Genomic DNA, 26,570 nt, shown 5'->3' on the forward strand with positions numbered 1-26,570 from the left:
GCCCGCGGTCGGCGCAGCGCCCCGGCCCAGGCCGCGAGGACCGACGGGCGTGCGCCACCGGTCCCGCCCGCGGCCACCGCGCTCGCCGCGGTGACGGCGACCGGCAGGGCGAGCAGCGCGCCGAGCACCGGCAGTGCGGCGAGCAGGTACGGGCCACCGGGGTCCCCACCCGGCACCACGAGGGCGCCGGCCGTCACGGTCGCGCGCAGGGAGGCCCTGACGGCCGCGAGCACCACGGTGGCGACCAGCACACCCAGTGCCACCGGGACCGCGAGCGCGACGGCCACGGCCCCGGGGACCAGGGGCGGGCGCTCGGGGTGGGACACCTCCGGTTCCGTCACGACCTCGTCCGCCGGGTCGTCCACGCCAGGCAGGGGCATCCGTCGTCACCGTCTCGTCGTGCGCGGGGTCGCGCCGTCGTCGACGGTCGCCGCCCCCTCGGCGTGCCGACGCCGCGCGTGCGGACGGTCGGCGGCCCGCGGTCCGCGCGGCCGGTGCCGATCCTAGAGGTGTCGTCCCGGTCAGCGCGGTGCTGGTCAGGGGCGACGCCGGATCAGGGGTGGTGCCGGGTCAGGCGGTGGGCTCGTCGTCGCCCGCGAGGATCCGGTACACCGAGCGCCGGGCGTCCGCGAGGATCTGCGCGGCGCGCTCGCGCTGCGGCTCGGTGCCGCCGCGGCCGACGGCCCGCACGGCCTCCAGCAGCTGCCCGGCCTCGCCGCGCAGGTCCACGCCGGCGTGCTGCTCGTCCGAGCCGAACGGGTCCGGCCAGCCCGCGGACTCCCGCTCCACGAGCGCGCGCCCCTCGGCGGTGAGCGTCGCGAGCTTGCGGCCCGCGTCCCGGGTCAGCGTCAGCACGCCCTCGTCCTCCAGGAGGTTGAGGGTCGGGTAGATCGCTCCGGGACTCGGCCGCCACCGACCGCCGCTGCGCTCGGCGATGGCCTCCATGAGCTGGTAGCCGTGCATCGGCTGCTCCGCGAGCAGCAGCAGCACTGCGTTCCGGACGTCACCGCGCGGACGACGCCCCCGCCGCCCGCCGGGGCCGAATCCCGGCCCGAACCCGCCGGGCCCGAACCCGCCAGGCCCGAACCCGCCGGGCCCGAAACCTCCGGGGCCGAACCCACCAGCGCCGTGACCGCCCGGTCCGTGGCCACCGCCCGGGCCGCGCCCGCCGAACCGGCCGCCGCGCCCGTGCGGGCCCCGGCCGTGCCCGCGCTCGTGCGGTCCGCCCTCCTCGCTCCCGTCGTACCCGCGCTCGTACCCGTGCTCCTGCCCGTGCGGGCCGGCCTGCTCGTGGGCGTCGTGCGCCTCGTGCGACCCCTCGGGGTCGCGACCGGACCGCGGTGCGCGGTCCCCACTCTCGTCCGTGTCGTCATATCGCATGACGCTAACGATATATCGCTACTGCACGCATGCCAAGACCCCCGACCAGCCGGAGGCGGTCAGGCCCGGCGCGGCGCCAGGTCGTGCTGCAGCACCAGCGCGGCAGCCCCCACGGCCGCCGCGTCCGCGACGTGCGCGGCCAGCGCGACCCGCACTCCGTGCTGCCCCGCGGCGTGCAGCTCGGCGCGCAGCCGCCGCTCCAGCACGGCCACGTAGAGGGAGCCCGCGGTGCTGAACGACGGTCCGGCGAGCACGACGGAGTCGGCGTCGAGCAGGTTGACCATGGTGACGCCGGCGTCGGCGAGGTGCTCGGCGGACTCCTCGACGAGCGCGACGGCGAGCGGGTCGCCCTGGACGGCGGCGGTGGCGACCGCCCCGAAGTCGGTGATCGGATCGGCGTCGGTGGACAGCCGCACGGCGGTGCGCCGCCCGGCGGCGACGGCCCGGCGCGCCCGCCGGGCGACGGCGTGCGGGGCGGCGAGCTCCTCCAGCGTCGGCCCGGCGTCGCCCGCCGCACCGGAACCCGTGCCCCGGTGCAGGTGCATGAGCCCGAGCGGCGCGGGGTTGCCGCTCGCGCCCCGGTACACGGACCCGCCCACGACGATGCCCGCCCCGATGCCCGCACCCATGTAGAGGGTGCAGGTGGTGGTGGCCCCGGCGGTGCGCCCGGCCCAGTCCTCCCCCACGGCGGCGGCGGACGCGTCGTTGTCGAGCACGACCGGCAGCCCGACGGCGGCACCGAGGCGGGAGCGCACGGGGAACCCCTGCCACCGGTCGAGCGACCGGGACACCGCGATGGCCCCGGCGCCGAGGTCGATGGTGCCGGGAACCGCGAGACCCACCCCGGCGACGGCGCCGCGCCCGATCCCGGCGGCGCGCAGCAGCACGTCGACCTGCCGGGCGATCACCGCGACGACGGCCTCGGGCTGGTGCAGCCGGGCACCCCGCACCCGGGTGCGCGCGACGACGGCCCCGCGGACGTCGGTGAGCACGACGACCAGCCAGTCCGCGCCGAGCTGGACGCCGACGGCGCACCGCGCGAGCGGGTCGAGCGTGAGCATGACCCGGGGCTTGCCGCCGGTCCACTCGCGGTCGCCGGTCTCGCGCAGCAGCCCCTCGTCGAGGAGGGCGCGCACGGCGTGCGAGATGGCGGCCTGGGTGAGCCCGGTGGCCTCGGCGAGCTCGACGCGGCTGATCGGGGCCCGGGTCCGGACGAGGTCCAGCACCCGGGTGCGGGTGGTGGAGGGCGCCCGGCCACCGCGACCGGGGCTGCTCCGCCGGTCCGCGACGTCCTCCATGGCGCTCAGCATGGCACGCACCGCGGCCCCCACCGGACGCCCGTCCCCCGCCTGGACCACGCCCGCACCACCCCCGTCCGTGCGATGCTGCCGGTCATGACGGTGAACCCGGCGCGCGCCCAGGGCGTGCGCGTGGGGCTGGCGCTGCTGCCGGCCGACGACGACGGGGCGCTGGAGCCCTTCTACGCGGACCTGCTCGCGGGCATGGAGGAGGAGCTCGACGCGCACGGCGCCAGCGTGTTCGTGCACGTGGTCCCGGACCTGGACGCGGAGATCGTGGCGTACCGGCGGTGGGCCGCCGAGGGCCTGGTGGACGCGGTGGTGGTCTCGGACCTGGTGGCCGACGACCCCCGGGAGCAGGCGTGCGCCGACCTGGGCCTGCCGGCGGTGCTGCTCGGCGGGGAGCCGCGCGCGGGCCGCTGGGTGGTCGACTACGACAACGTGACCGCGATGCGCACGGCGGTGGAGTTCCTCGCCGGGCTGGGGCACCGCCGCATCGGCTGGGTGTCGGGGCCGCAGCAGTACCGGCACACCCGGGACCGGGACGCGGCGTTCACGGCGGCCGTGGCGGCGGCGGGCGCGGTCGGGGTGCGGCGTGAGGGCGACTACGGCGAGGCGTCGGGGGCGGCGCGCACGGCGGAGCTGCTGGACCTGCCGGAGCCGCCGACCGCGATCGTCTACGACAACGACCTGATGCCGCTGGCAGGGCTGCGCGAGGCGACCCGCCGCGGGCTGCGGGTGCCGGCGGACCTGTCGGTGCTGGCGTGGGACGACTCCGCGAACGTGCGCATCTCGCACCCGCCGCTGTCGGTGGTGAGCCGGGACGTGCACGAGCTCGGTGCCCTGACCGCGACGGTGCTGCTGCGCGCGGTCACGGGCGCCGAGCCGACGACGACCCGCACCCCGGGGGTGCGGGTCGTCGCGCGCGGCTCGACGGCCCCGCCGCCGGTCGGGTCGCGGTAGGACGGCAGGGCGGTAGATCAGACTCGGGTGGCGTGCAGGACGAGCGCCTGCGCGGGCCACAGGGCCGGGATCTGCAGGCCGACGTCGCCCAGGACGCGCCCGGGCAGCGTGACCTCCCCGGCCGCGAGCCACGGCGGGGTCACCCAGCCCCACCGCGCGGCCCCGACCTCGTCGCGGACCCGCACCCGGTACCGGGCGTCGGGGTCGAGGCCGTGCAGCCGGACGGGCTCGGGCCGGGCGTCCTCCAGCGTGGCGACGGTGGCGACGGTCCACAGCCCCGCCGACCGGTCGGGGGCGACGGCCCCGGTGACCCGCAGCGCGGGGTCGCGGACGTCGGCGTGCACGGCGGTGCCGGTGTGCAGCAGCGACCGCACCTCCCGGTACAGCCCGGCGAACCGCGTGAGCACGGCCACCTCGTCCTCGTCGCAGGTCAGCACGTCCCACTCGAAGCCCGCCGAGCCGGTGAGCGCGGTGGCGAGCCGGTAGGACAGGTCCACCGTCCGCCCCGAGGAGTGCGCGGTCGGCGGGCCGACGTGCGCACCCACGAGCTCGGGCGGCAGCAGCAGGGTGGTCCAGCGCTGGATGTCCTGGCGCTCGACGGCGTCGTTGGAGTCGGACGCCCACACCCGGTCGGTGACGTCGAGCACGCCGAGGTCGGAGCGCGCTCCGCCGGACGAGCAGGACTCGACCTCCAGCCCGGGGTGCCGGGCATTGAGGTCCGCGACGAGCGCGAGCAGCGCCCGGGTCTGCGCGTGCACGCCGGGGCGGCCCGCGTGCCGGGCGTCCACGAGGTCGCGGTTGTGGTCCCACTTGAGGAAGTCGACGCCGAGCCGCCCCACCACGGCGTCGATCTGCCCGAGCACGTGGGCGTACGCCTCGGGCCGGGCGAGGTCGAGGACGTACTGGCTGCGGAACGACAGCCCGTCGGGCGCGGGCACCTGCGCGAGGTCCTGCAGGAGCCAGTCGGGGTGCGCGCGGGCGAGGTCGGAGTCGAGGCTGACCATCTCGGGCTCGACCCACAGCCCGAGCTGCATGCCGTGGCCGTGCACCCGCGCGGCCAGCGGCTCCAGCCCGTCCGGCCACACCGCGGGGTCGACCTCCCAGTCCCCGAGCCCCCGGGTGTCGTCGCGCCGGGCGAGGAACCACCCGTCGTCGAGCACGAACCGCTCGACGCCGATGGCCGCCGCCCGGTCCGCGAGCGCCAGTACCCGGGCGGGGTCGTGGTCGAAGTAGACGGCCTCCCAGGTGTTGAGCACGAGGGGCCGGGGCGTGCGCGGGTGCTGCGGCCGCGACCGCACGAAGGTGTGGAACCGCGCGCTGATGCCGTCGAGCCCGGCGTCGGACCACGCGAACCAGGCAGTCGGCGTCGTCCACTCCTCCCCCGGCGCCACGACGGCCTCGCCCGGGCGCAGCAGCTCCCCCGCGCCGAGCAAGGTCGGCTGGTCGGGCAGCCGGTCGGTGCGGTAGGTGACGTCGGCGGGCCACGCGAGGTGCACCGCCCACACCGCCCCGTCCCGGTCGCGCGGCCGCCCCTGCCCCTCGGACAGGGCGAGCAGCCAGGGCTGGTCGTGCCCGGGTCGTCCGCGCCGGGTCTGCCGGGCGAGCGACCCGCGCGGCAGCGGCCCGGTGGCGGGCGCCTTCTCGCGCGTCCACCGCCCGGAGAACGTGGTGACGGTGTCGGCCCGGGTCGGCACGGGCAGCGCGGCCTCGAGCCACTGCACCTCGACCGGCGACCCGCCGTCCACGCGCAGCGCGTGCTCGACGCCGAGCAGCCCGCCGGGCTCCAGGTGCAGCCGGGTGCGCAGCGTCAGCCCGGCGGCCGGGTCGGTGGCGACCACCTCGGCGGCGTGCGCGTCGGCGGTCACCGGGCCGGGCTGCCACGCCGGGGTGAGCGGCACGCCGTCCCGCACCAGCAGCAGCCCGGGGCGACCGGGCCAGCCGTCGGTCTCCTGGGGCAGCAGCGCGGGGTGCGCGGCGGCGTCGATCGTGCCGGGCGGCGTCTGCCGGTCCCCCGCGGCGGCCAGCGCCTCGAGGTCGGCGCCGGTGAGCGGTCCGAGGTCGCGGCCCCAGTGCCGCACCTGCGCGAGCCCCGTGGGCGGGTGGGCCAGCAGCACCCCGACGCCGTCGCGGCGCAGCGGGGTCCAGGTCGTGGTCGGGTCGGTCGTCACGGGCTCTCCCTCGAGTCGGTGCGGGTCGGGTCAGGCAGGCGCGAGCGCCGTCAGGTCGAGGGGCGCGCCGGAAGCCGCCGCGCCTGCGGCGCGGTCCGACCGATCATCGCGACCAGCGCGATCAGCGCCACCAGCGCGATCAGCGCGGCCGGGGCGGCCCAGCGGCGAGCGGAGCACCACGAGCGCCCCGCCGACGGCGGCGGAGACCCGCACGTCCCGGGACAGCCGCACGTGCACGGGACGCAGCAGCCGGGCGAGCGCCCCGGCGTCCACGACCTCCTGGGCCCGCTCGACGTACAGCGCCCCGGCGACGGCGAACGCGGGTCCGGCGAGGACGACCGTGTCGAGGTCGAACAGGTTCATCAGGGTCACGGCGGCGGTGCCGAGCCGCCGCGCGGACGCGTCGACCAGGGCGAGCGCCGCCGCGTCGCCGGCCACGGCCGCGCGGGCGACCCGCTGGAAGTCGGCGAGCTGCGCGTCTGCCCCGCCGTCGAGCCCGAGGCGCGCGCCGAGCCCGGGGACGGCGAGCGCCGCGCCCACGACGGCGCCGGGGCCGGCGAGCACCTCGACGCAGCCCCGGTTGCCGCAGGCGCAGCGCGGACCGGCGGGGTCGACGGGGATGTGCCCGACCTCGACGGGGTTGGCGGTGCCGCCGCGGTACACCTCGGCGCCCGCGATGACGCCGCCGCCGATGCCGGTCGCCATGTACAGCACCCCGAAGGTGTCGACGTCGAGCGACCCGACCCACTGCTCGCCGACGGCGGCGGCGGTGGCGTCGTTCTCCAGCAGGACGGGCAGGTCGAGCAGGTCGGCGAGGGTGCGGGTCAGCGGGTACTCCCGCCACGCGGGGGTGGGCTGGCCGGTGAGGACGACCCCGGCGGCGCGGTCCTGGGGGCCGTGCGTGACGAGGCCGACGCCGAGCACCCGGTCGCGCGGGATCCCGGCCCCGGCGAGCAGCAGGTCGGTGTGCCGGGCGAGGACGGGCAGGGTGTCGCCGGGGGCACCGCGCCCGACGCCGCGCACGCCGGTGGAGGCGACGCGGCGTCCGGCGAAGTCGGTGACGACCACGCTGCTGGCGCACCGGTCGAGCTGCACGCCGACGGCGTACCAGGCGTCCGCGGCGAGGCGCAGCAGCCGCCGGGGCGAGCCGACCGTGCCGGTGCGGCGGCCGACCTCGTGCACCAGCCCCTCGGCCATGAGCTCCCGCACCACGTGGGTGATGGTCGCGGCGGTGAGCCCGGAGCGCTCGGCGAGCTCGACGCGGGACACCGTCCCGGCGGTCCGGACCAGGTCGAGCACCAGCGCGCCGGTCGCGGCGCGCGGCGGGGTGCGCGGCGGCGCGGGGTCCACCGGGTTCGCCGAGGCCGAGGCCCGCGCGCCGGGCGTCGTCGCCCGATCAGGTCCGCTCATGTCGGGACCATATCTTGACATGCTTAATTTACGCACGTAACGATATGGCGCAGCCGCACCGACGCGGCCACGACCAGACCGTCGGGCGCGACGGGTGGAAAGGACCAGCGATGTTCCTCAGGTCAGCAGGGGCGCACCGGCGCCCGTCCCGCCGCACGATCCCGGCCGCGGCCGGGGTCGCGGCACTCGCCCTGCTCGTCACCGCCTGCTCGGGCGGCGGCGGTGGGGGCGGCGACAGCACCGGCGGGGGTGGTGACGGCACGACGCTCGTCGCCTACACCGGCCAGTCCGGCGACTACCAGATCAACTTCAACCCGTTCTCGCCGTCGCGGATCGGCGGGCTCGGCACGATCTACGAGCAGCTGTTCTTCATCAACAAGGCCGCCGAGTCCGACCCCGTCCCGCTGCTCGGCACCGAGTACGCCTGGAACGACGACGGCACCGAGCTCACCGTGACGCTGCGCGACGACGTCACCTGGACCGACGGCGAGGCGTTCACCGCCGACGACGTGGTGTTCACGTTCGACCTGCTGGCCGCGACGCCCGCGATCAACAACATCGGCTACGCGGGCACCGCCACGGCGAGCGACGACACCCACGTGGTGTTCACCTTCGAGGCCCCGGCGTTCGTGCAGGGCCCGGACGTGCTGTCCGGCGTGCCGATCGTCCCCGAGCACCTGTGGACGGACGTCGACCCGACCGCCGACGTGGTCGAGGAGCCGGTCGGCACCGGCGCGTTCCTGCTCGGCGACTTCAAGCCGCAGGCGTTCACGTACACCGCCAACCCCGACTACTGGGGCGGCGAGCCCGCGCTGCAGACCGTGCGGTTCCTGTCGCTGTCCGGCAACACCGCGGGCGCCGACGGCATCGCCGCCGGGACGATCGACTGGCAGACCGGCCCGGTGCCGGACATGCAGAACGTGTCCACCAACTTCCCGGGCTACGACACCCTCACCGCCTGGCAGAACCAGATGGTGCTCGCCACCTGCTCCTCGGTCGAGCAGGGCTGCGCGGGCCCGCAGACCGACCCGGCGGTGCGCCAGGCGCTCTACCTCGCGATGGACCGCACGCAGCTCAACTCGCTGGCGTTCCAGGAGACGGCGAACGAGATCTCCCCGACCTTCGCGCTCACCACCTCGCAGGAGTCGTTCATCTCCTCCGCGATCGACGAGCCGGTCGCGCCCGAGACCGCCGACCCCGAGGGCGCCGCCGCGGTGCTGGAGGCCGCGGGCTGGGTCAAGGGCTCCGACGGCATCTTCGCCAAGGACGGCCAGAAGCTCACCGTCACGGTCGAGGTCGTCACCGGCTGGACCGACTACATCACCGCCGTGCAGACCCTCGGCCAGCAGGCCAAGGCCGCGGGCATCGACCTGCAGACCGCGCAGTCGTCGTGGAACGAGTGGACCGAGCGCCGCACCCAGGGCAACTTCCAGCTCGCCATCGACTCGCTGTGGCAGGGCCCCGCGCCCGACCCGTACTACCTGTACACGTACTTCTTCGCGTCCGGCTCGGGCGCGGCGGTCGGCGAGGCGGCGGGCAACAACTACTCCCGGTTCTCCGACCCGGAGGTCGACGCCGCCCTCGAGCAGCTGAAGACGCTCCCGCTGGACGACGCCGCCGCCCGGCAGCCGCTGTTCGACGAGATCCAGGCGACCGTCGTCGAGCAGATGCCGTACGTGCCGATCCTCACCGGCGGCAACACCAGCCAGTGGAACGTCGGCCGGTTCTCCGGCTGGCCCACCGAGGACGACATGTACGCGTTCCCCGCGGTCTGGTCGGCGTTCGACGCCGCCGAGATCCTCAAGCGGCTGGAGCCGACGGGCAGCTGACCACGGGCCGGGCGCGCCGCGCACCACCGGCGCCGCGCGCCCGGCCCCGCTCCGCTCCCCCGTCCACCCCGTCGAAGGGTCGTCCCCGTGAGCTACGTCCTGCGCAAGCTCGGCTTCTACGCCGTCGCCCTCTGGGCAGCCGTCACCCTGAACTTCCTCATCCCCCGGCTGCTGCCCGGCAACCCGGTCGACATCATGCTGGCCAAGCTGCAGCAGCGCGGCGGGACGGTCACCCCCGAGACGCGCGAGGCGTACGCCGCCCTGCTCGGCGGGGACTCCACCGACTCCCTGCTGACGCAGTACGGGACCTACCTGAACAACCTGCTGCACGGGGACCTCGGCGTCTCCGTCACCTACTTCCCCACCCCGGTCACCGAGGTGATCGGCACGTCGATGCCGTGGACCGTCGTCCTGGTCGGCATCGCGACCGTGCTCGCCGCGACCATCGGCGTGCTGCTCGGCGCGTTCGTCGGCTGGCGGCCCGGCACCTGGCTGGACTCGCTCGTCCCGATGACCACCCTGCTGGCCGCGGTGCCGTACTTCTGGCTCGCGCTGGTGCTGGTGTACCTGCTGTCCCGGGTGCTCGGCTGGTTCCCGTCGCAGGGCGGCTACGACGTCGTCCTCGACCCCGGGTGGTCGCCCGAGTTCATCGCCTCGGCCATCGAGTACGGGTTCGTGCCCGCGCTGACCATCGTCATCGCGTCCATCGGCGGCTGGCTGCTCGGGATGCGCAACATGATGGTCTCGACGCTGTCCGAGGACTACGTCCTCACCGCCCGCGCCAAGGGCCTGCCGCAGGGCCAGATCCTGCGGAACTACGCCGCCCGCAACGCCGTGCTGCCGTCCATCGCGGGCTTCGCGATCTCGCTCGGCTTCGTCGTCTCCGGGTCCGTCGTCACCGAGCAGGTGTTCAGCTACCCGGGCATCGGGTCGCGGCTGCTGGCGGCGGTCACCAACAACGACTACGCGCTCATGCAGGGCGTGTTCCTGTTCATCACCCTGGCCGTGCTCGGCGCGAACCTCGTCGTCGACCTGCTGTACGGCCTCATCGACCCGCGCACCCGCGCGAAGGCCTGAGGGGAGCCGGCGATGACGAACATCGGACCGGACGTCCAGGTGGCGGCGGGCACCGTCGCGACCACCCCGCCCACCGACCCGCCCGAGCCCGCCGCCGACGTCCCCGGCGCGCCCGCGGGCCGCCCGCGCGCCGCGTGGCGGATGCTGCTGCCGTCCATGACCCCGTGGCTCGCCACCGGCCTCGTGCTGGTCGCCGTGATCGTCGTGTTCGGCGTGGTCGGCCCGTACCTGGTCGGCGACCCGGACGCGATCAGCGACACCGGTCTGTCGGGGCCGTCGGCGGAGCACTGGCTCGGCACCACCCAGACCGGGCAGGACGTGCTGGCGCAGCTCGCCCACGCCACCCGCGGCTCGCTCCAGATCGGCCTCATGGTCGGGGTGCTCGCCACGGTGCTGTCGGCGTTCTTCGGCATCTACGGCGCCTACCTCGGCGGGTTCGCCGACGAGGCGTTCTCGCTGCTGTCCAACGTCTTCCTGGTGATCCCCGGCCTGCCGCTGGTCATCGTCATCTCGGGGTTCGTGCCCCGGGAGAGCCGCGGGCTGTGGACCATCGCGGTGGTGCTCGCGCTGACCTCGTGGGCCGCCTCCGCCCGGGTGCTGCGCGCGCAGACCCTGTCCGTGCGGTCGCGCGACTACGTCGCCGCGTCCCGGCTGTCCGGCGAGAAGCCGTGGCGGGTCATCGGCGTGGAGATCCTGCCGAACCTGCTGCCGGTGCTCGCGTCGCAGTTCGTCTACGCGGTGATCGCGGCGATCCTCGGCGAGGCCGGGCTGTCGTTCCTCGGCCTCGGGGCGTCCAACTCCTCGACCCTCGGGACGATGCTGTTCTACGCGCAGAACGGCTTCGCGCTCCCGCTCGGCGCCTGGTGGTGGTTCGTGCCGCCGGGCCTCGTCATCGCCCTGTTCGGCATGGGCCTGTCGCTGATCAACTTCTCGATCGACGAGATCATCAACCCCCGGCTGAAGAACGCCCGCACCGCGCGCCGCCGCGCGAAGGCGGCCCGCCGCCGCGAGCGCCGCTCCGCTACCGGCACGGACGGCACCGCCGGCACCGCCAGCACCGCGCAGGAGGTCGCCCGATGACCACGCTCACCGCCCCCGACGCCCGCACCACGCCCACGCGGCGGCCGGTGCTCACCGTCCGGGACCTCACGGTCGTCTACGACGTGGAGGAGCCCGTCACCGCCGTCGCCGACGCGTCCCTGGACCTGGGCCGGGGCGAGATCCTCGGCCTGGCCGGGGAGTCCGGCTGCGGCAAGACCACCCTGGCCTACGCCATCAACCGGCTGCACCAGCCGCCCGCGCGCATCGCCTCGGGCTCGGTGGTGTTCCACGACCGGGACGGCGGCGACGTCGACCTGCTCGCCCTGGACGACGAGCCGCTGCGCCGGTTCCGCTGGTCGCAGCTGTCCATGGTGTTCCAGGGCGCGATGAACTCCCTGAACCCGGTGCGGACCATCGGCGCGCAGCTGGACGACACCCTGCGGGCGCACACCCGGATGCCCCGGCGGGAGCGCCGCGAGCGGTCCGCGGAGGTGCTGACCCGGGTCGGCGTCGACGTCGCGCGGCTGCGCTCCTACCCGCACGAGCTGTCCGGCGGCATGCGGCAGCGCGTCATGATCGCCATGGCGATGCTGCTGGAGCCGCAGATCATGATCATGGACGAGCCCACCACCGCCCTCGACGTGGTGGTGCAGCGGGAGATCCTGCGCGAGATCGTCCGGCTGCGCGACGAGCTGGACTTCGCGGTCGTGTTCATCACCCACGACCTGCCGCTGCTGCTCGAGATCAGCGACCGCATCGCCGTGATGCTCGCGGGCCGGATCGTGGAGCTCGACACCGCCGAGCAGCTGCACCGCTCCCCCGCCCACCCGTACACCCGCCGGCTGCTCGGCTCGTTCCCCAGCCTGTCCGGGGACCGCGGGTCGTTCATCCGCGACGGCGGCGGGCCCACCGCCCACGACGCGGGACCCGAGACCGGCACCGACGCCGCCGAGGAGGACCGCGCATGACCAGCGTGCACGTCACCGACCTGACCAAGGACTACACGCTGCGCTCCGGCCTGCGCCGCACCCGGCTGCGGGCCGTGGACCGGGTGTCGTTCGACCTGGTGCCGCGCCGCACGGTGGCGCTGGTCGGCGAGTCCGGCTCCGGCAAGTCCACCATCGCCAAGCTGCTCACCCGCATGGAGAAGCCCACGTCCGGGCGGATCGACGTGCAGCTCGACGACCGCACGCCCGTCATGGGGTCGGTGTACCAGCGGCACGTGCAGATGGTGTTCCAGGACCCGTTCGCGTCGCTGAACCCGTTCCACACCATCGAGCACCACGTCGCCCGACCGCTGCGCATCCACCACCGCACGCACGACGCGGCGTCCACGCACGCCCGGGTCGTGGAGATGCTGCAGCGGGTCAACCTGGAGCCCGCCGAGCAGATCGCGCTGCGCCGCCCGCACGAGCTGTCCGGCGGGCAGCGGCAGCGCGTCGCCATCGCGCGGGCGCTCGCGCCCGGCGCGCAGGTGCTCATCGCCGACGAGCCGGTGTCGATGCTCGACGTGTCGATCCGGCTCGGCGTGCTCAACCTGCTCGGCCGGCTGCAGCGCGAGGACAACCTCGCCGTCCTCTACATCACGCACGACCTCGCGACGGCCCGGCACTTCTCCGACGAGATCCTGGTGCTCTACCGCGGGCGGGTCGTGGAGCGCGGCCCCGCCGACGCGGTGATCCTCGACCCGCACCACGACTACACGAAGCTGCTCGCCCTCGCCGCCCCCGACCCGGAGCGGGTCGGCAGCGTCGGCGGCACCCGCCGGGGCGCCGCGCGCGAGCTCCCGGCGCGCGACGGCATCGACAACTCGGTCTGCTACGACCACGACCTCGGCGACTGGGTGCACGTCGACGACCGGGAGCGGGCCCGTGCCTGAGCGGACCGTGCCTGAGCGGACCCTGCCGGACACGATCCCGCCGGACCGCTACCCCGCCCCGGGCACGACGCACCCGCAGCCCGTCGAGTTCGCGAGCGCCGTCGTCCCACCCGCCGCGCCGCCCACCACCCCGGACCGCACCCGGGCCCCGGTCCGGCTCGTCGACGGCCTCGCCTACGGCGGCGACTACAACCCCGAGCAGTGGCCGCGCCACGTCTGGGACGAGGACGTCGCGCTCATGCGCGAGGCGGGCGTGAACCTGGTGACCCTGGGCGTGTTCGCGTGGGGCACCGTCGAGGTCGCCGACGGGGTCCGGGACTGGTCGTGGCTGGACGACGCGCTCGACCTGCTGCACGCGCACGGGATCGGCGTCGACCTCGCGACGCCCACCGCCGCCCCGCCGTCGTGGCTGCACACCGCGCACCCCGAGGTGCTGCCGTTCGACGCCGACCTGTACCAGCAGCCCCCGGGCGGCCGGCTGGCGTGGTGCCCGTCGTCGGCGGTGTTCCGCCGCTACGCGCTGCGGCACGTCGAGGCCCTGGCCCGGCGGTACGGGCAGCACCCCGCGCTGCGGCTGTGGCACGTGAGCAACGAGCTCGGCGGCGGCAACGCGCGCTGCTACTGCGACGTGTCGGCGGCCGCGTTCCGGGACTGGCTCGCCCACCGGTACGGGTCGCTGGACGCGGTGAACGCCGCGTGGGGCACCGCGCAGTGGGGCCACCGGTTCGGCGCGTGGGAGGAGGTGCTGCCGCCGCGCGGCAAGCACGGGGCGCCCAACCCGGGGCTGTTCCTCGACTACGAGCGCTACTCCTCGGACGCCCTGCTCGCGCACCACCTCGCCGAGCGGGCCGTGCTCGAGCGGCACTCCGACGTCCCCGTGACCACGAACATCATGGTCGGGCCGGGCGCGCAGGTCGTGGACTACGCGTCGTGGGCGCCGCACGTCGACGTCGTCGCCACGGACCACTACACGCTGGTCGACGACCCGGACCGGGAGCACGAGCTCGCCATGGCCGGGGACCGCGTGCGCGGCATGGCGGGCACGAGGGAGCATCGCCCGCCGTGGCTGCTGATGGAGCACTCCACCGGGGCGCCGTCCTGGCAGCAGCGCAACCGCGCCAAGGACCCCGGCGAGATCGCCCGCAACGCCCTCGCGCACGTCGCGCACGGCTCGGACGGGGCGCTGTTCTTCCAGTGGCGGGCCTCGACAGGGGGCGCCGAGCAGTTCCACTCCGCGATGCTCCCGCACGCCGGGACGCGGTCCCGGGTGTGGCGGGAGGTCGTCGCGCTCGGCGCGGACCTGCGCGCGCTCGGGGAGGTCGCCGGGAGCGTGGTCGAGCCCGCCCGCGCCGCGGTGGTCGTGGACGACGCCGCCGGGTGGGCCCTGCAGCACGGGCTGAAGCCGCACCGCGGCCTGCGGTACGGGCGCGAGATGCGGGCCTGGCACCGGGCGCTGTGGGAGCGCAACGTGCGGTGCGACGTCGTCCCGGTCGGCACCGACCTCGACGGGTACGACCTGGTCGTCGCCCCGACGCTGCTGGTCCTCGGCGACGCCGACGCCGAGCGGCTGCGCGCCGTGCCGGCCCGGGGCGGCACCCTGCTCGCCACCTACCTCACCGGCACCTGCGACCCCACCGGGCAGGTGCGGCCGGGCCGCGGCGTGCTGGAGGACGTGCTCGGCGTGTGGACCGACGAGTTCTACCCGCTCCAGGTCGGCGAGCGCGTCGACCTGGACGACGGGTCCGTGGTCACCGACTGGACCGAGCGGGTCGTCCTCGACGACGCCGAGGCGGTCGTGCGGTACGCGTCGTCCTCGCTCGCGGGCGGAGCGGCCGTCACGCGCCGCACGGTGCCGGGCGGGTCCGGCAGTCCTGACGGGACGGGCACGTCCGGCACGTCGGGCTCAGCCTGGTACGTGTCCGCGATGCTGCCGCCCGACGGCGTCGACCGGGTCGTGGACCGGGTCGTGGCGGAGACCGGCCTCGTCCCGGTCGCGGAGACCGAGCACGGCGTCGAGGCCGTCCGCCGGGTCGGCGCCGACGCGTCCTACCTGTTCCTGCTCAACCGCACCGCCGAGCGGCGAACGGCCACCGCCACGGGCACCGACCTGCTGACCGGCGTCGGCTGCGGACCCGCCGTCGACATCCCGCCGGGAGGCGCCCGCGTCCTGCGGGAGACCTGACCGCACCCCTTCTCGAGAACCCGACCCCGCCGACAAGCCCAGCGACACCCCCGGGAGCACCCGTGCAGCACCTCACCCTCGCCGACGGCTGGACCGTCACGCCCACCGCCGGGCCCGTGCCCGCGCCGATCTCCGCCGCCGGTCCCCTGCCCGCCGCCGTCCCCGGCAGCGTGCACACCGACCTGCTCGCCGCCGGGCTGATCGCGGACCCGTACGCGGACGACCACGAGGCCGACCTCGCGTGGTTCCACGGGACGGACTGGCAGTACGAGCGCGCGCTGGCCCTCGCCCCGGCGGCGTCCGGCGAGCGGGTGGACCTCGTGCTGGACGGCGTCGACACCGTCGGCCGGGTCGCGCTCGGCACGCGGGTGCTCGGGGACGTCGCGAACATGCACCGCTCCTACCGGTACGACGTCCGCGACCTCGCCGACGGGCGGTCCCGGCTGCTCACCGTCGACCTGCGGTCCGCGACGGCGTACGGCGAGGAGGTCCGGGCCGCGCTCGGCGAGCGCCCGTCCGCGTACTGGCCCCGGCCGTACAACATGGTCCGGAAGATGGCGTGCTCGTTCGGCTGGGACTGGGGACCGGACCTGCGCACCGCCGGGCTGTGGCGGCCGGTCCGCCTGGAGCGGTGGTCGGTCGCGCGGCTGGCCCAGGTGCGGCCGCTGGTCACGCTCGACGCCGACGGCACCGGGCGGGTCGTCGTGCACGTGGACGTCGAGCGCTCGGGGCTGGTCCCCGACGGGGACCTGACCCTGCGGGCCGACGTGCTGGGGGTCGACGCCGAGGTCGTCGTGCCCGCCGGGTCGGCTACGGCGACGCTGTCCTTGACCGTCCCGGACGCCCCCGCGTGGTGGCCCGTCGGGCACGGCGACCAGCCGCTCGCCGACCTCACGGTGACGCTCGCGGAGGGCGCGACGCCGCTCGACACGTGGACGCGGCGGGTGGGGTTCCGGACCGTCGCCCTGGACACGAGCTCCGACGAGCACGGCACCCGGTTCGTCCTCGTCGTCAACGGCCGCGAGATCGCCGTGCGCGGAGCCAACTGGATCCCCGACGACCACCTCGTCACCCGGATCACCCGCGAGCGCCTGGACCGGCGCCTGGACCAGGCCGTCGGCGCGCACCTCAACCTGCTGCGGGTGTGGGGCGGCGGGCTGTACGAGTCCGCGGACTTCTACGCCGCGTGCGACGAGCGCGGGCTGCTGGTGTGGCAGGACTTCCTGCTCGCCTGCGCCGCGTACCCGGAGGAGGAGCCGCTGCGCTCCGAGATCGAGGCGGAGGCGCGCGAGAACGTCGTCCGGCTGATGCCGCACCCGTCGCTGGTGCTGTGGAACGGCGGCAACGAGAACCTGTGGGGCCACGAGGACTGGGGCTGGAAGGACCGGCTCGGCGACGCCACCTGGGGCCGCTGGTACGCCGAGCACCTGTTCCCGTCGGTGCTCGCGGAGCTCGACCCCAGTCGCCCGTACGCGGCCAACAGCCCGTTCACCCCCGCTGGGTCCGACCCCACCACCAGCGACCCCGACCGGCACCCGAACGACCCCGACCACGGCACCCACCACCAGTGGGAGGTGTGGAACCGCGTCGACTACACCGTGTACCGCACGGAGGTGCCGCGGTTCTGCTCGGAGTTCGGGTTCCAGGGGCCGCCCGCCTGGCGCACCCTCGCCGAGTCCGTGCACGCCGTCGACGGCGGCCCGCTCGCCGACGCGCCCGCACCGCAGGACGACCCGGTGTTCCTCGTGCACCAGAAGGCCGACGACGGCAACGGCAAGCTCGACCGGGGCATGGCCCCGCACCTCGGCGTCCCGGCGGACTTCGCCGACTGGCACTGGGCGGGGCAGCTCAACCAGGCCCGCGCCGTCCGGCACGCCGTCGAGCACTACCGCGCCTGGTGGCCGCGCACCGCCGGGTGGATCGTCTGGCAGCTCAACGACTGCTGGCCCGTCACCTCCTGGGCGGCCGTGGACTCCACCGAGCGGCCCAAGCCCCTGTGGTTCGCGCTGCGCGCCGCGAGCGCCCCGCGCGCCGTCTTCCTCGCGGACCGGCCCGAGGGCCTCGTCCTCGTCGTCACCAACGACACCGACGAGCCCTGGACCGGCTCCGCGGAGGTGCGCCGCGAGTCCCTGCTGGGCGTGGTCGCGGCCGCCGGGCGGGTGCCCGTCGACGTCGCGCCGCGCGCCGTGGCCGTGCTGCCCGTGCCCGCCGACGTCGCGTCCCCCACGGACGCGGCGAGCGAGGTCGTGCTCGCGCGGTTCGGGACCGGCGACGACGCCCGGCTCGCCGCGCACACCTTCGTCGAGGACATGGACCTGCGCCTCGACCCCGACGCCCTGCGCGCCACCGCCGCCCCCGAGCCCGGCGGCTACCGGGTCGACGTCGTCGCCCGGTCCTACGCCTCCGACGTCGCCCTGCACGCCGACCGGCTCGCCGCCGACGCCCGGGTGGACGACGCGCTCGTCACCCTGCCTGCCGGGGAACGCGTCACGTTCCACGTCCGCACCGCCGCGACCCTCGACCTCGCCGCGCTCGCGTCCGCCCCCGTGCTGCGGTCGGCGAACGACCTGCGGGGCGTGCCGCAGCGCGAGGTGGGCGGCGCCGACCCGGCGGCCACCACCACCCAGCCGGGCGCGGCGCTGGCGGGGACGGCGTGAGCGGGGCGCACGGGGAGCACGGGAGCGCGCGCCGGTTCCCGCCGGGGTTCCTGTGGGGTGCCGCCACCGCCGCCTACCAGGTCGAGGGCGCCGTGCACGAGGACGGCCGCGGGGGCTCCATCTGGGACACGTTCTCCCGCACCCCCGGCGCCGTCCTGCACGGCGACACCGGCGACGTGGGCACCGACCACTACCACCGGGTCGTCGAGGACGTCGCCCTCATGGCGGACCTCGGGTTGTCCGCGTACCGGTTCTCGGTGGCGTGGCCCCGGGTGCAGCCCACCGGGCGAGGCCCGGCGAACCCCGCGGGCCTGGACTTCTACCGGCGGCTGGTCGACCTGCTGCGCGACCGGGGCATCGCCCCGCTGGTCACGCTGTACCACTGGGACCTCCCGCAGCCGCTGCAGGACGCCGGGGGCTGGGCGGAGCGGGACACCGCGTGGCGGTTCGCCGACTACGCCGGGCTCGTCGCCGACGCCCTCGGGGACCGCGTGCACCTGTGGACCACCCTCAACGAGCCCTGGTGCAGCGCCTACCTCGGGTACGCGTCCGGCGAGCACGCCCCCGGCGTGCAGGACCCGGCGCAGGCGCTCGCCGCCGTGCACACCCTCAACCTCGCCCACGGCCTCGGCACCCGCGCGGTCCGCGCCGCCGCCGGGGACGACGCCACCGTGTCACTCACCCTGAACCTCCAGGTCAACCGGGCCGCGTCCGACCGCCCCGAGGACGTCGCCGCCCGCGACCGCCTCGACCGGGTCGCCAACGAGGTGTTCCTCGGACCGCTGCTGGACGGCGCCTACCCCGAGGGCGTCGTCGCGGAGACCGCCCGGTACAGCGACTGGTCGTTCGTCCGCGACGGGGACCTCGACCTCATCCGCACCCGGCTCGACGCGCTCGGCGTGAACTACTACACGACGTCCCTCGTCGGCGCGGTCGCCGGGGACGCGGGCGACGGCGCCCTCGCCCCATCCGCCTCACCCGACGCCGCCGACCGACCGCCCGCCGACCTCGCCGACGTCACCTGGCACGACCGCCCCGGCCCCCGCACCGCCATGGGCTGGCTCGTCGAACCCGCCGGGCTCACCGACCTGCTGCTCGACCTGCACCGGCGGTACCCCGACCTGCCGCTCTACGTGCTGGAGAACGGCGCCGCCTACCCCGACGAGGTCGGCCCGGACGGGCAGGTCCACGACCCCGACCGCGTCGCCTACCTGCACGACCACGTCGAGGCCGTCGGCCGGGCGCTCGACAGCGGCGCCGACGTGCGCGGCTACACGGCGTGGACGCTGATGGACAACTTCGAGTGGGCGTTCGGGTACGAGCGCCGGTTCGGCCTGGTGCACGTCGACCGCACCACCATGGCCCGCACGGTGAAGGACTCGGGGCGCTGGTACCGGCGGCTCGCGACGACGGGGGTGCTGCCGCCGGTCGAGGGGCGCTGACTCCGGTTCGGTGGACGCCGGCTCAGCGTGCCGGGTCCCCGGCCACCGGGACGGGCGACGGCCGGTCGCGCAGCCCGATGCGGCGCAGCGCCCACGGTCCCGCCGCCGCCCCGACGAGCAGCACCGCCGCGAGCGTCACGCACACGACCGCCCAGGACGTCGCCCCGTAGAGCGCACCGGCCGACGCCGACCCCACCGCGCCACCCGCCAGCGCCGCGTTGCTCAGCAGGCTCATGCCCCGACCCGTCCGGGAGGTCGCGCTCAGCTCGGCGACCGCCGCCTCGTGGATCGGCGTGAGCGCCGCCCACGCCGCACTCGTCAGCACCCACGCCCCCGCGATCACCAGCGGCCCCGGCGCCGCCGCGAGGCTCGCGGCGAACACCGCCGACCCGCACAGGGCCACCGCGTAGACCGGGCGCCGCCCCCACCGCCGGGTCAACCGGTGCAGCGGTCCGGGCAGCACCGTCAGCGCGATGCCACCCGGCAGGAACACCAGCGCGATCTCGACCACCTCGAGGTCGAACGCCCCCTGCAGGTGCAGGAGCAGGAGCAGACCCACACCCGACTCCGCGGCACCCGTCAGCGCCACCACCGCGAGCAGCGGCCAGAACCGCCGCACGTCGTCCCGCACCCGCCCACCCGGGACCACCGGCCCCGCCCCGGGCAGCGCGACCGGGACGACCAGCAGCCCCGCCCCGACCAGGCAGACCACCCCGAAGCACGCGAACAGGCCCCGGTACCCGACCGCCGGGAGCAGCACCATCGCCGGGACCCACGTCACCCACGACGCCAGCGCCACCGCCGAGAACAACCGCGCGAACGCGGCGTCGTCCCCCGCCAGCCGCTCCGCCGTGACCGCCCGCACCGACACCCACAGCAGCGCGCCGCCGGCACCCGTCGCCGCCGCCGCGACCCATGCGAGCGCCAGCCCGGGCGCGACCGCGTACCCCAGGCACCCGAGCCCGTAGAGCAGCGCCCCCACCGCCGCCACCCGCGTCCGCTCCCGGGTGTCCGCCAGCCACCCCGCCAACGGGCGGGTCAGGACCGACACCGCGAGCTCCAGCGCCACCAGGGCCCCGACCTGCGCGGGCGACGCCCTGAGCTCCACCCCCGCCCACAGCGGGAGCAGGAAGTCGAGCACATCGGCGGAGCCACCGACCAGCGACGCGGCCAGCACCGACGCGCGCGCCCTGCCGATCCGGTGGCCCATGCGACCTCACCGTAGGGGCACGCGCCGGTGCGGCGGGGGCGTTCCGGGACCCGGTTCTCCAGGCTCGAGCGCCCAGGAGCCGGAACCCGCGCCGGGCGGCCGCCCGCGAGGTCGACGGCCGGGGCGCACAGGTGACGGGCCGGTGCCAGGCCCGCCCCGGTCAGAACGGCGGCGGTGGCCCGGCGCGCGCGTCGTGCTCGATGTCGCGACCGCCCTCGAGACCATCGGGGTCACGGCCGGGAGCGACGCGGTAGCGGTGACCGGTGGGCGTGATCCAGTCGTAGACCCCGGGCTCCACCACGACCAGGTGGAAGCCGCCGTCGGACTTGAGCCGGTGGTCACGGCGGCACAGCGGGGCGAGGTTCGCGACGCAGGTCGTGCCGAGCGGGCAGTCCTCCGGATCACCGGGGCCGAGGTGGTACTCCAGCACGTGGTCGAGGTCGCACGCGCGCGCCGGGGTCGAGCAGCCGGGCCGCGCGCAGGTGCGGTCGCGCAGAAGCACGTGCTCGGCGATCGCCGCCGTCGGGCGGTAGCGCGTGCGCCCCACGTCGAGGACCGCGCCGGACAGCGGGTCGGTCACCAGACGTCGCCACACGCCTCCGACCGCGAGCGCTCGCGCCGTGGCGGCGTCCACCGGACCGTAGCCGTCGAGGTCGGCGGGTTCGTCGTCCTCGCCGATCAGGGTGCTCAGCGGGACGGTCACGAGCACCTGGACGGGTGCCCGACGTCGCCCCCCGCACCCGCGGGCACCGGATCGCACACCGGTGTGCAGGTCGTCAGGGACCTCACCGGGTTGCACGTCCCGCAGCGGGACGCCGTCGAGGACGACGTCCACCCCGCACACCGCCGCGCCCGACCCGGGTGCAGCACCCGGTGCACCCCGTGCTCCGGACGCCCGCCCCGCCCCCGGGGACCCCGGCGCTCCCGGGGACCCCGAGGCGCGCGATGACCCCGACGTGCGCGATGACCCCGATGCGCTCGGTAACTCCCACGCGCTCGGTGCGACGTGCGACCCCGGTGCTCCTCCCTCGCCCGTGCCGGAGCCGGTGCCGGCGCAGGCACGGTGCAGCACGAGGTCGGTCAGCCCGTCTGCGCGGAGCTGGTCGAGGGTGCGGCCGTCCCCGGCGGCGCGGGCCGCGCGGGCGGCGGCGTCCAGGGTCACGTGCACCCGGGTCGCGTCTTCGGCGGGCAGCACCGCCCACATCCCGGCCATGCCGTCCGGGAGCACGCGCGGGCGGTCCACGCGCCGGGTCGTCCGGGCGTGCCGGCGGCGCGCGGCGGCCTCGGCCGGGTCGACGCGGACGAGGGCGCGCTGGACGTCTGCGGCGAGCTGACCGGCGGTGCGACCGGGCGCGGTCGGCAGCACCGCGTCCTGGACGTCCAGCGTCACGGGCACGGGCAGCCCGTCGAGCCGGTCCACGACCGTCCCGGCGCGCACCACGTCGAGGGCGCCGCGTGCGAGCGCGTCCCCGGTGGCGGCGAGGTCCCGGTCGAACGCGCGCCCGTGCCGCACGAGCCGGGTCGCGGACCGGCGGGACCAGGCCAGCCGGACGGCGAGCTCGTCCCCCGCGACCGACAGCCGCTCGTGGGTCGTGGGGCCGTCGCGCACGATCGGGTTCATCGAGTCCCGCTCGGCCAGCACCGAGGCGTACCGCGCGGCGGCGGCGTGCGCCCACGCCTCGAGCCGGACGGCTGCGGCGGCGAGCTCGACGAGCGCGAGGTCCGTGACCTGCTCCGGGTCGATCCGGGTGAGCAGCGTGGCGAGCTCGGGCCCGGGCGCGACGGCCGCGACGTCGGGCTCCCGGCGCCCGTCGCACGGCCCGTCGGCTTCCGTCGCCGAGTGCCCTGCGGGGAGGGCGGGACCGTCCTCGGCCACGAGGAACGGCCACCGGGTCACCGGGTCCGGCGCGACGGCCGCACCACCCGTCCCCGACGCCAGGAACGCCTCGACCGCAGGTGTCGACAACCGCCGCGACGGCCGCACCAGCCCAGCACGACGCGACCGCGGGTGGCGGCGTCGGTGCAGGTCAGGTGCCATGAACCCACCCTAGGGGCCACCACCGACATCCCCGCCGGCCCCTGTGGACGACACCGTGGTCCACAGGTCAGACCCGCGACCTTGCCACCGGATCGGCCCCGGGCAGACGATGCTGCCCAGCACGTCGGCCCTTCCGGTCGTGCCCGTCCCACCAGCGTGCTCGTCTCACCGTCGCCCCCCGTCCTCCCGGCCGTGCTCGTCCTGCCGGCCGTGCTCGACCCACCAGCCGTGCTCGTGACACCAGCCGTACCCGTGACACCAGCCGTACCCGTCACACCCGCAAGCCCGTCGTGCCCGTCGTCCGACCCGGAGGCACCGTGCCCACGCTCGAGCTGATCGTCGTCGTCCTCGTCGTCCTGCTCGCCGGCACCGCCCTGGGGCGACGGCTGGGCGTCGCCCCTCCCCTGGTCCTGCTCGTCGCCGGCGTGCTGGTCGGGCTGCTGCCGGTGTTCCGCGGCCTGACCGTGCCGCCGGAGCTGGTCCTGCTGGTGGTGCTCCCGGCGCTGCTCTACTGGGAGAGCCTGACCACCTCGCTGCGGGAGATCCGCGCGAACCTGCGGGTGATCGTGCTCAGCAGCGTGCTGCTCGTGCTGCTCACGGCCGCGGCGGTCGCCGTCGTCCTGCACGCGCTCGGCGTGCCGTGGGGCCCGGCGTGGATCCTCGGCGGCGTGCTCGCCCCGACCGACGCCACCGCCGTCGCCGGGGTGGCGCGCGGGATGCCGCGCCGGACGCTCACCACGCTGCGGGCCGAGAGCCTGGTCAACGACGGCACCGCCCTGGTGGTCTACGCGATCGCGGTGCACGCGGTCGCCGAGCCGGTCACCGGCGGGTACCTCGCGGGCCGGTTCGCGATCTCCTACGTCGGCGGCGCCGCGGCGGGCGTCCTGGTGTGGTGGCTGGCGGTGCAGCTGCGGGAGCGGGCGCGCGAGCCCCTGCAGCAGAGCGTCATCAGCCTGCTCACCCCGTTCGCGGCGTTCCTGCTGGCCGAGCTGGTGCACGCGTCGGGGGTGCTCGCGGTCGTGGTCGCGGGGCTGCTGATCAGCCAGAGCGGACCCCGGGTGATCCCGGCGGCGGCGCGGGTGCAGTCGCAGTCGTTCTGGGCGGTGGTGAGCCACGTGCTCAACGGCGGGCTGTTCGTCCTGGTCGGGATGCAGCTCGTGACGGCCGCCGACGGGTTGTCGTCCACCGACGCGTGGCACGCGGCCGGGTGGACGGGCGCGGCGTTCGTCGCGGTGATCGGCACCCGGATGCTGTGGTTCCACACCGTGCCGTACGTGATCCGGACGCTCGACCGCCGGCCCGTGCAGCGCACCCGGCGGGTGTCGTGGCGGCACCGCATGCCGGGCGCGTGGGCGGGGTTCCGCGGGGCCGTCTCGCTCGCGGCGGCGCTCGGCGTGCCGGAGACCACCGGCGACGGTGCGTCGTTCCCGGGGCGGGACCTCATCGTGTTCGTCACCGGCGGCGTGATCCTCGCGACGCTGCTGATCCAGGGGCTGACGCTGCCCGCGGTGGTGCGCTGGGCGCGGCTGCCCACCGACGGCGCGCTGGACGACGAGCGGCACGAGGCCGAGCAGGTCGCCACCCGGGCCGCCCTCGACGCGCTGCCCGTGGAGGCCGAGCGGCTCGGGCTGACGGGGAAGGTCGTGGCCAAGCTCGAGGCGGAGTACCGGATGCACGCCGAGGCGCTGGAGCAGACCGACGACGACCCCGCCGACGGCCGGGTCCGCGAGGCCGACTTCGACGCGCTGCGCCTCGCGGTGCTGGCGCACAAGCGCGCCGCCGTCGTCCGGCTGCGCGACCGGCAGCGGATCGACGACATCGTCCTGCGCGAGCTGCAGGCCCAGCTCGACGCGGAGGAGGTCCGGCTGACCCGGGGTGCGCTGGCGCCGGAGTGACGGGTGCACTGGCGCCCGAGTGCCGGGGGCGCTGGCGCCCGAGTGCCGGGGGCGCTGGCGTCTTGGTGACGGACGCCCTCGCGCCCGGGTGACGGTGCCCTGGCGGCCGGGTGGCCAGCGGCGTTCGCCGGGCGGGTGTCGGTGCCCGGCGGGAGGATGGCGCCGTGCTGCTCGCCGACGTCGCCGCGACCTCCGCCGCCCTCGCCGCCACCCGCTCGCGCCTGGCGAAGCGGACGCTGCTGGTCGACCTGCTGCGCCGCACCGCACCCGCGGAGGTCCCGGTGGTCGCCCGGTACCTGTCCGGCGAGCTGCGGCAGCGGCGCACCGGGCTCGGGTGGCGGTCGCTGCGGGACCTCCCCGCCCCGGCCGCGGACCCGACGCTGGACGTGCTGGCGGTGGACGCGACGTTCGAGCGGATGTCCGCGCTGGCCGGCCCGGGCTCGGCGGGGGCGCGCTCGGCGCTGGCGGCGGACCTGTTCGGCGCGGCGACCGCCGACGAGCAGCGCCTCCTGGCCGGGCTGGTGGCCGGTGAGCTGCGGCAGGGCGCCCTGGACGCGCTGCTCCTGGACGCGGTCGCGGAGGCGTCGGGGGCCGACCCGGCGGCGGTCCGGCGGGCGGCGATGCTCGCGGGGGCGACCGAGCCGGTGGCGCAGGCGGCCCTCGCCGCACCCGATCCGGAGTCCGCGACGGCGGCCCTCACCGGGTTCGGGCTGACGGTCGGCCGCCCGGTGCGCCCGATGCTCGCCGCGTCGGCCCCCGACGTCGCGACGGCGGTCGCCGGGTTCGAGGGGCGCGCGGCGGTCGTGGACGCGAAGCTCGACGGCATCCGCGTCCAGGTGCACCGGGAGGGCGACGACGTCCGGGTGTTCACGCGCAGCCTGGACGACATCACGGCGCGGGTGCCGGAGGTCGTCACGGCCGTGCGTGCCCTGCCCGTGACGTCCGTGGTGCTGGACGGGGAGGCCCTGGCGCTCGACGCGGACGGGCGGCCCCGCCCGTTCCAGGAGACCGCGGCGCGCAGCGCGACCCGGGACGCCGAGATCGCCGCGACGACGACCCTCACCCCGTTCTTCTTCGACGTGCTGCACCGCGACGGCACCGACCTGCTCGACGCCCCGCTGACCGACCGGCTCGCCGTGCTCGACGCGATCGCCCCCGCGCACACCGTGCAGCGGGTGGTGACGTCGGACCCGGAGGTCGCGCAGGAGGCGTTCGCCGGGTGGGTCGCCGCCGGTCAGGAGGGCGTCGTGGTCAAGGACGCCGCGGCACCGTACGAGGCCGGGCGGCGCGGCGGGGCGTGGGTCAAGGTCAAGCCCCGGCACACCCTCGACCTCGTCGTGCTCGCCGTCGAGCGCGGGTCCGGGCGGCGCGCCGGACTGCTGTCGAACATCCACCTCGGCGCCCGCGACGGCGACGGCGGGTTCGTGATGCTCGGCAAGACGTTCAAGGGGATGACGGACGAGGTGCTGGCCTGGCAGACCGCGCGGTTCCGCGACCTGGAGACCGCCGACGACGGCTGGACGGTGACGCTGCGGCCGGAGCAGGTCGTGGAGATCGCGTTCGACGGCGTGCAGCGCTCGACGCGGTACCCCGGCGGGCTCGCGCTACGGTTCGCGCGGGTGCTCCGGTACCGCGAGGACAAGACCGCGGCGGAGGCGGACACCGTGCAGGCCGTCCGGGCGCTGCTCCCGCGCTGACGTCGTCCGGCCGGCGCATCCCGGGCACCCCCGCGCACCCGGGACCCTCGTCCCTGGTCCGCCCCGGGACGGCGGCGAGACGATGGCGGGGTGGACCACCACCCCCGGTCCACGGGCCGCGACGGCGCGACCGGAGCCTCCGCGGTGACCTCACCGGCAGCCAACCCCGCTGCCCGACCCGGCAGGAGGATCCCGTGCACCCCGACCTGTTCCTCGTCGTGTACCGCCAGCAGGAGCGCGCGCTCACCGACCGACTGGAGCACGAGCGCTCCCGCGCCACCCGCGGCCCCGGACGTCGACCGTCCGCCCGGGCCGGGCGCCTCGGTCCGCTGAGCGCCCTCGCCGCCCGGGCGGCCTCGCGGCGGCACTGAGGCCGCCGGGCGCCACCGACCCCGCCGGACCCC

18 protein-coding genes and 1 pseudogene are annotated in these 26,570 nt (G+C 76.2%); 12 read left to right on the forward strand and 7 right to left on the reverse strand.

What is annotated here, in order from left to right; translation table 11 throughout:
* The 3 genes and pseudogenes from EBM89_RS11915 to EBM89_RS11925 all read right to left on the reverse strand — a co-directional run.
* Nucleotides 1-380: pseudogene (locus EBM89_RS11915) on the reverse strand (hypothetical protein); the annotation flags it as partial.
* A gap of 190 nt (nt 381-570) precedes the next feature.
* A complete protein-coding gene (locus EBM89_RS22455) occupies nt 571-1,380 on the reverse strand; it encodes a PadR family transcriptional regulator (protein WP_122149649.1) in 810 nt (269 codons plus the stop codon).
* A 59-nt stretch (nt 1,381-1,439) separates the two neighbouring features.
* Nucleotides 1,440-2,690: an ROK family transcriptional regulator gene (locus tag EBM89_RS11925; RefSeq protein ID WP_147463540.1), complete on the reverse strand. Its 1,251-nt coding sequence runs from the start codon at nt 2,688-2,690 to the stop codon at nt 1,440-1,442.
* Nucleotides 2,691-2,774: 84 nt separating this feature from the next.
* Here EBM89_RS11925 and EBM89_RS11930 point away from each other — a divergent pair, with 84 nt between their 5' ends.
* Entirely contained in the window at nt 2,775-3,641 is an 867-nt protein-coding gene (locus tag EBM89_RS11930) for a LacI family DNA-binding transcriptional regulator (protein WP_158609653.1), read from the forward strand.
* Nucleotides 3,642-3,658: 17 nt separating this feature from the next.
* Here EBM89_RS11930 and EBM89_RS11935 read toward each other — a convergent pair whose 3' ends face one another.
* Together EBM89_RS11935 and EBM89_RS11940 are read right to left on the reverse strand one after the other, a co-directional pair.
* Nucleotides 3,659-5,809, reverse strand: a complete 2,151-nt coding sequence (locus EBM89_RS11935) for an alpha-galactosidase (protein ID WP_199732090.1) — start codon at nt 5,807-5,809, stop codon at nt 3,659-3,661.
* A 30-nt stretch (nt 5,810-5,839) separates the two neighbouring features.
* Entirely contained in the window at nt 5,840-7,219 is a 1,380-nt protein-coding gene (locus EBM89_RS11940) for an ROK family transcriptional regulator (RefSeq protein WP_158609654.1), read from the reverse strand.
* 110 nt (nt 7,220-7,329) lie between these two features.
* Between EBM89_RS11940 and EBM89_RS11945 the strand changes: the two genes are divergently transcribed.
* The 8 genes from EBM89_RS11945 to EBM89_RS11980 all read left to right on the forward strand — a co-directional run bounded on the left by EBM89_RS11945 (nt 7,330) and on the right by EBM89_RS11980 (nt 19,326).
* Complete coding sequence (locus EBM89_RS11945) at nt 7,330-9,048, forward strand: ABC transporter substrate-binding protein (protein ID WP_122149653.1); 1,719 nt, start codon at nt 7,330-7,332, stop codon at nt 9,046-9,048.
* 87 nt (nt 9,049-9,135) lie between these two features.
* Nucleotides 9,136-10,125 (forward strand): ABC transporter permease, encoded by a 990-nt coding sequence (locus EBM89_RS11950; protein ID WP_122149654.1) that lies wholly within the window; start codon nt 9,136-9,138, stop codon nt 10,123-10,125.
* Between the two features lie 12 nt (nt 10,126-10,137).
* Entirely contained in the window at nt 10,138-11,205 is a 1,068-nt protein-coding gene (locus tag EBM89_RS11955) for an ABC transporter permease (protein WP_199732091.1), read from the forward strand.
* Nucleotides 11,202-12,134 carry an ABC transporter ATP-binding protein gene (locus EBM89_RS11960; RefSeq protein WP_122149655.1) on the forward strand — a complete coding sequence of 311 codons (933 nt, stop codon included), beginning with the start codon at nt 11,202-11,204 and terminating at the stop codon, nt 12,132-12,134. Before EBM89_RS11955 ends, EBM89_RS11960 begins: the two co-directional genes overlap by 4 nt.
* The gene (locus EBM89_RS11965) at nt 12,131-13,045 is read left to right on the forward strand and encodes an ABC transporter ATP-binding protein (RefSeq protein ID WP_122149656.1); all 915 of its coding nucleotides are present in this window, start codon (nt 12,131-12,133) and stop codon (nt 13,043-13,045) included. The genes EBM89_RS11960 and EBM89_RS11965 overlap by 4 nt, the downstream gene beginning before the upstream one ends.
* Nucleotides 13,038-15,227 (forward strand): beta-galactosidase, encoded by a 2,190-nt coding sequence (locus tag EBM89_RS11970; protein WP_233571696.1) that lies wholly within the window; start codon nt 13,038-13,040, stop codon nt 15,225-15,227. The genes EBM89_RS11965 and EBM89_RS11970 overlap by 8 nt, the downstream gene beginning before the upstream one ends.
* Before the next feature lie 62 nt (nt 15,228-15,289).
* Nucleotides 15,290-17,884, forward strand: coding sequence for a glycosyl hydrolase 2 galactose-binding domain-containing protein (locus EBM89_RS11975; RefSeq protein ID WP_233571697.1), 2,595 nt, complete (start codon nt 15,290-15,292; stop codon nt 17,882-17,884).
* A complete protein-coding gene (locus EBM89_RS11980; RefSeq protein ID WP_122149657.1) occupies nt 17,881-19,326 on the forward strand; it encodes a GH1 family beta-glucosidase in 1,446 nt (481 codons plus the stop codon). The genes EBM89_RS11975 and EBM89_RS11980 overlap by 4 nt, the downstream gene beginning before the upstream one ends.
* A gap of 22 nt (nt 19,327-19,348) precedes the next feature.
* Here the strand turns inward: EBM89_RS11980 and EBM89_RS11985 are convergent, their stop codons facing one another.
* Both EBM89_RS11985 and EBM89_RS21835 read right to left on the reverse strand, forming a co-directional pair.
* Nucleotides 19,349-20,536, reverse strand: a complete 1,188-nt coding sequence (locus EBM89_RS11985) for an MFS transporter (RefSeq protein ID WP_122149658.1) — start codon at nt 20,534-20,536, stop codon at nt 19,349-19,351.
* A gap of 160 nt (nt 20,537-20,696) precedes the next feature.
* On the reverse strand, nt 20,697-22,574 hold the full coding sequence (locus tag EBM89_RS21835) for an HNH endonuclease signature motif containing protein (RefSeq protein ID WP_199732092.1): 1,878 nt from the start codon (nt 22,572-22,574) through the stop codon (nt 20,697-20,699).
* 317 nt (nt 22,575-22,891) lie between these two features.
* On the opposite strand from EBM89_RS21835, the gene EBM89_RS11995 reads away from it, so the two are divergent.
* The 3 genes from EBM89_RS11995 (at nt 22,892) to EBM89_RS21275 (ending at nt 26,537) form a co-directional block, all read left to right on the forward strand.
* Nucleotides 22,892-24,469, forward strand: a complete 1,578-nt coding sequence (locus EBM89_RS11995) for a Na+/H+ antiporter (protein WP_122149659.1) — start codon at nt 22,892-22,894, stop codon at nt 24,467-24,469.
* A gap of 164 nt (nt 24,470-24,633) precedes the next feature.
* Entirely contained in the window at nt 24,634-26,166 is a 1,533-nt protein-coding gene (locus EBM89_RS12000; protein ID WP_122149660.1) for an ATP-dependent DNA ligase, read from the forward strand.
* 194 nt (nt 26,167-26,360) lie between these two features.
* Complete coding sequence (locus EBM89_RS21275; protein WP_158609655.1) at nt 26,361-26,537, forward strand: hypothetical protein; 177 nt, start codon at nt 26,361-26,363, stop codon at nt 26,535-26,537.
* Nucleotides 26,538-26,570: the final 33 nt, after the last annotated feature.

It is taken from the genome of Cellulomonas triticagri, from assembly GCF_003696205.1.
GTDB classification, from domain to species: domain Bacteria; phylum Actinomycetota; class Actinomycetes; order Actinomycetales; family Cellulomonadaceae; genus Cellulomonas; species Cellulomonas triticagri.

Bases quoted from the DNA above. Each gene is read 5' to 3' on its own strand.
- EBM89_RS22455 (WP_122149649.1), bottom strand. From the start codon at position 1,380: ATGCGATATGACGACACGGACGAGAGTGGGGACCGCGCACCGCGGTCC.
- EBM89_RS11925 (WP_147463540.1), bottom strand. From the start codon at position 2,690: ATGCTGAGCGCCATGGAGGACGTCGCGGACCGGCGGAGCAGCCCCGGT.
- EBM89_RS11930 (WP_158609653.1), top strand. From the start codon at position 2,775: ATGACGGTGAACCCGGCGCGCGCCCAGGGCGTGCGCGTGGGGCTGGCG.
- EBM89_RS11940 (WP_158609654.1), bottom strand. From the start codon at position 7,219: ATGAGCGGACCTGATCGGGCGACGACGCCCGGCGCGCGGGCCTCGGCC.
- EBM89_RS11945 (WP_122149653.1), top strand. From the start codon at position 7,330: ATGTTCCTCAGGTCAGCAGGGGCGCACCGGCGCCCGTCCCGCCGCACG.
- EBM89_RS11955 (WP_199732091.1), top strand. From the start codon at position 10,138: ATGACGAACATCGGACCGGACGTCCAGGTGGCGGCGGGCACCGTCGCG.
- EBM89_RS11960 (WP_122149655.1), top strand. From the start codon at position 11,202: ATGACCACGCTCACCGCCCCCGACGCCCGCACCACGCCCACGCGGCGG.
- EBM89_RS11965 (WP_122149656.1), top strand. From the start codon at position 12,131: ATGACCAGCGTGCACGTCACCGACCTGACCAAGGACTACACGCTGCGC.
- EBM89_RS11985 (WP_122149658.1), bottom strand. From the start codon at position 20,536: ATGGGCCACCGGATCGGCAGGGCGCGCGCGTCGGTGCTGGCCGCGTCG.
- EBM89_RS21835 (WP_199732092.1), bottom strand. From the start codon at position 22,574: ATGGCACCTGACCTGCACCGACGCCGCCACCCGCGGTCGCGTCGTGCT.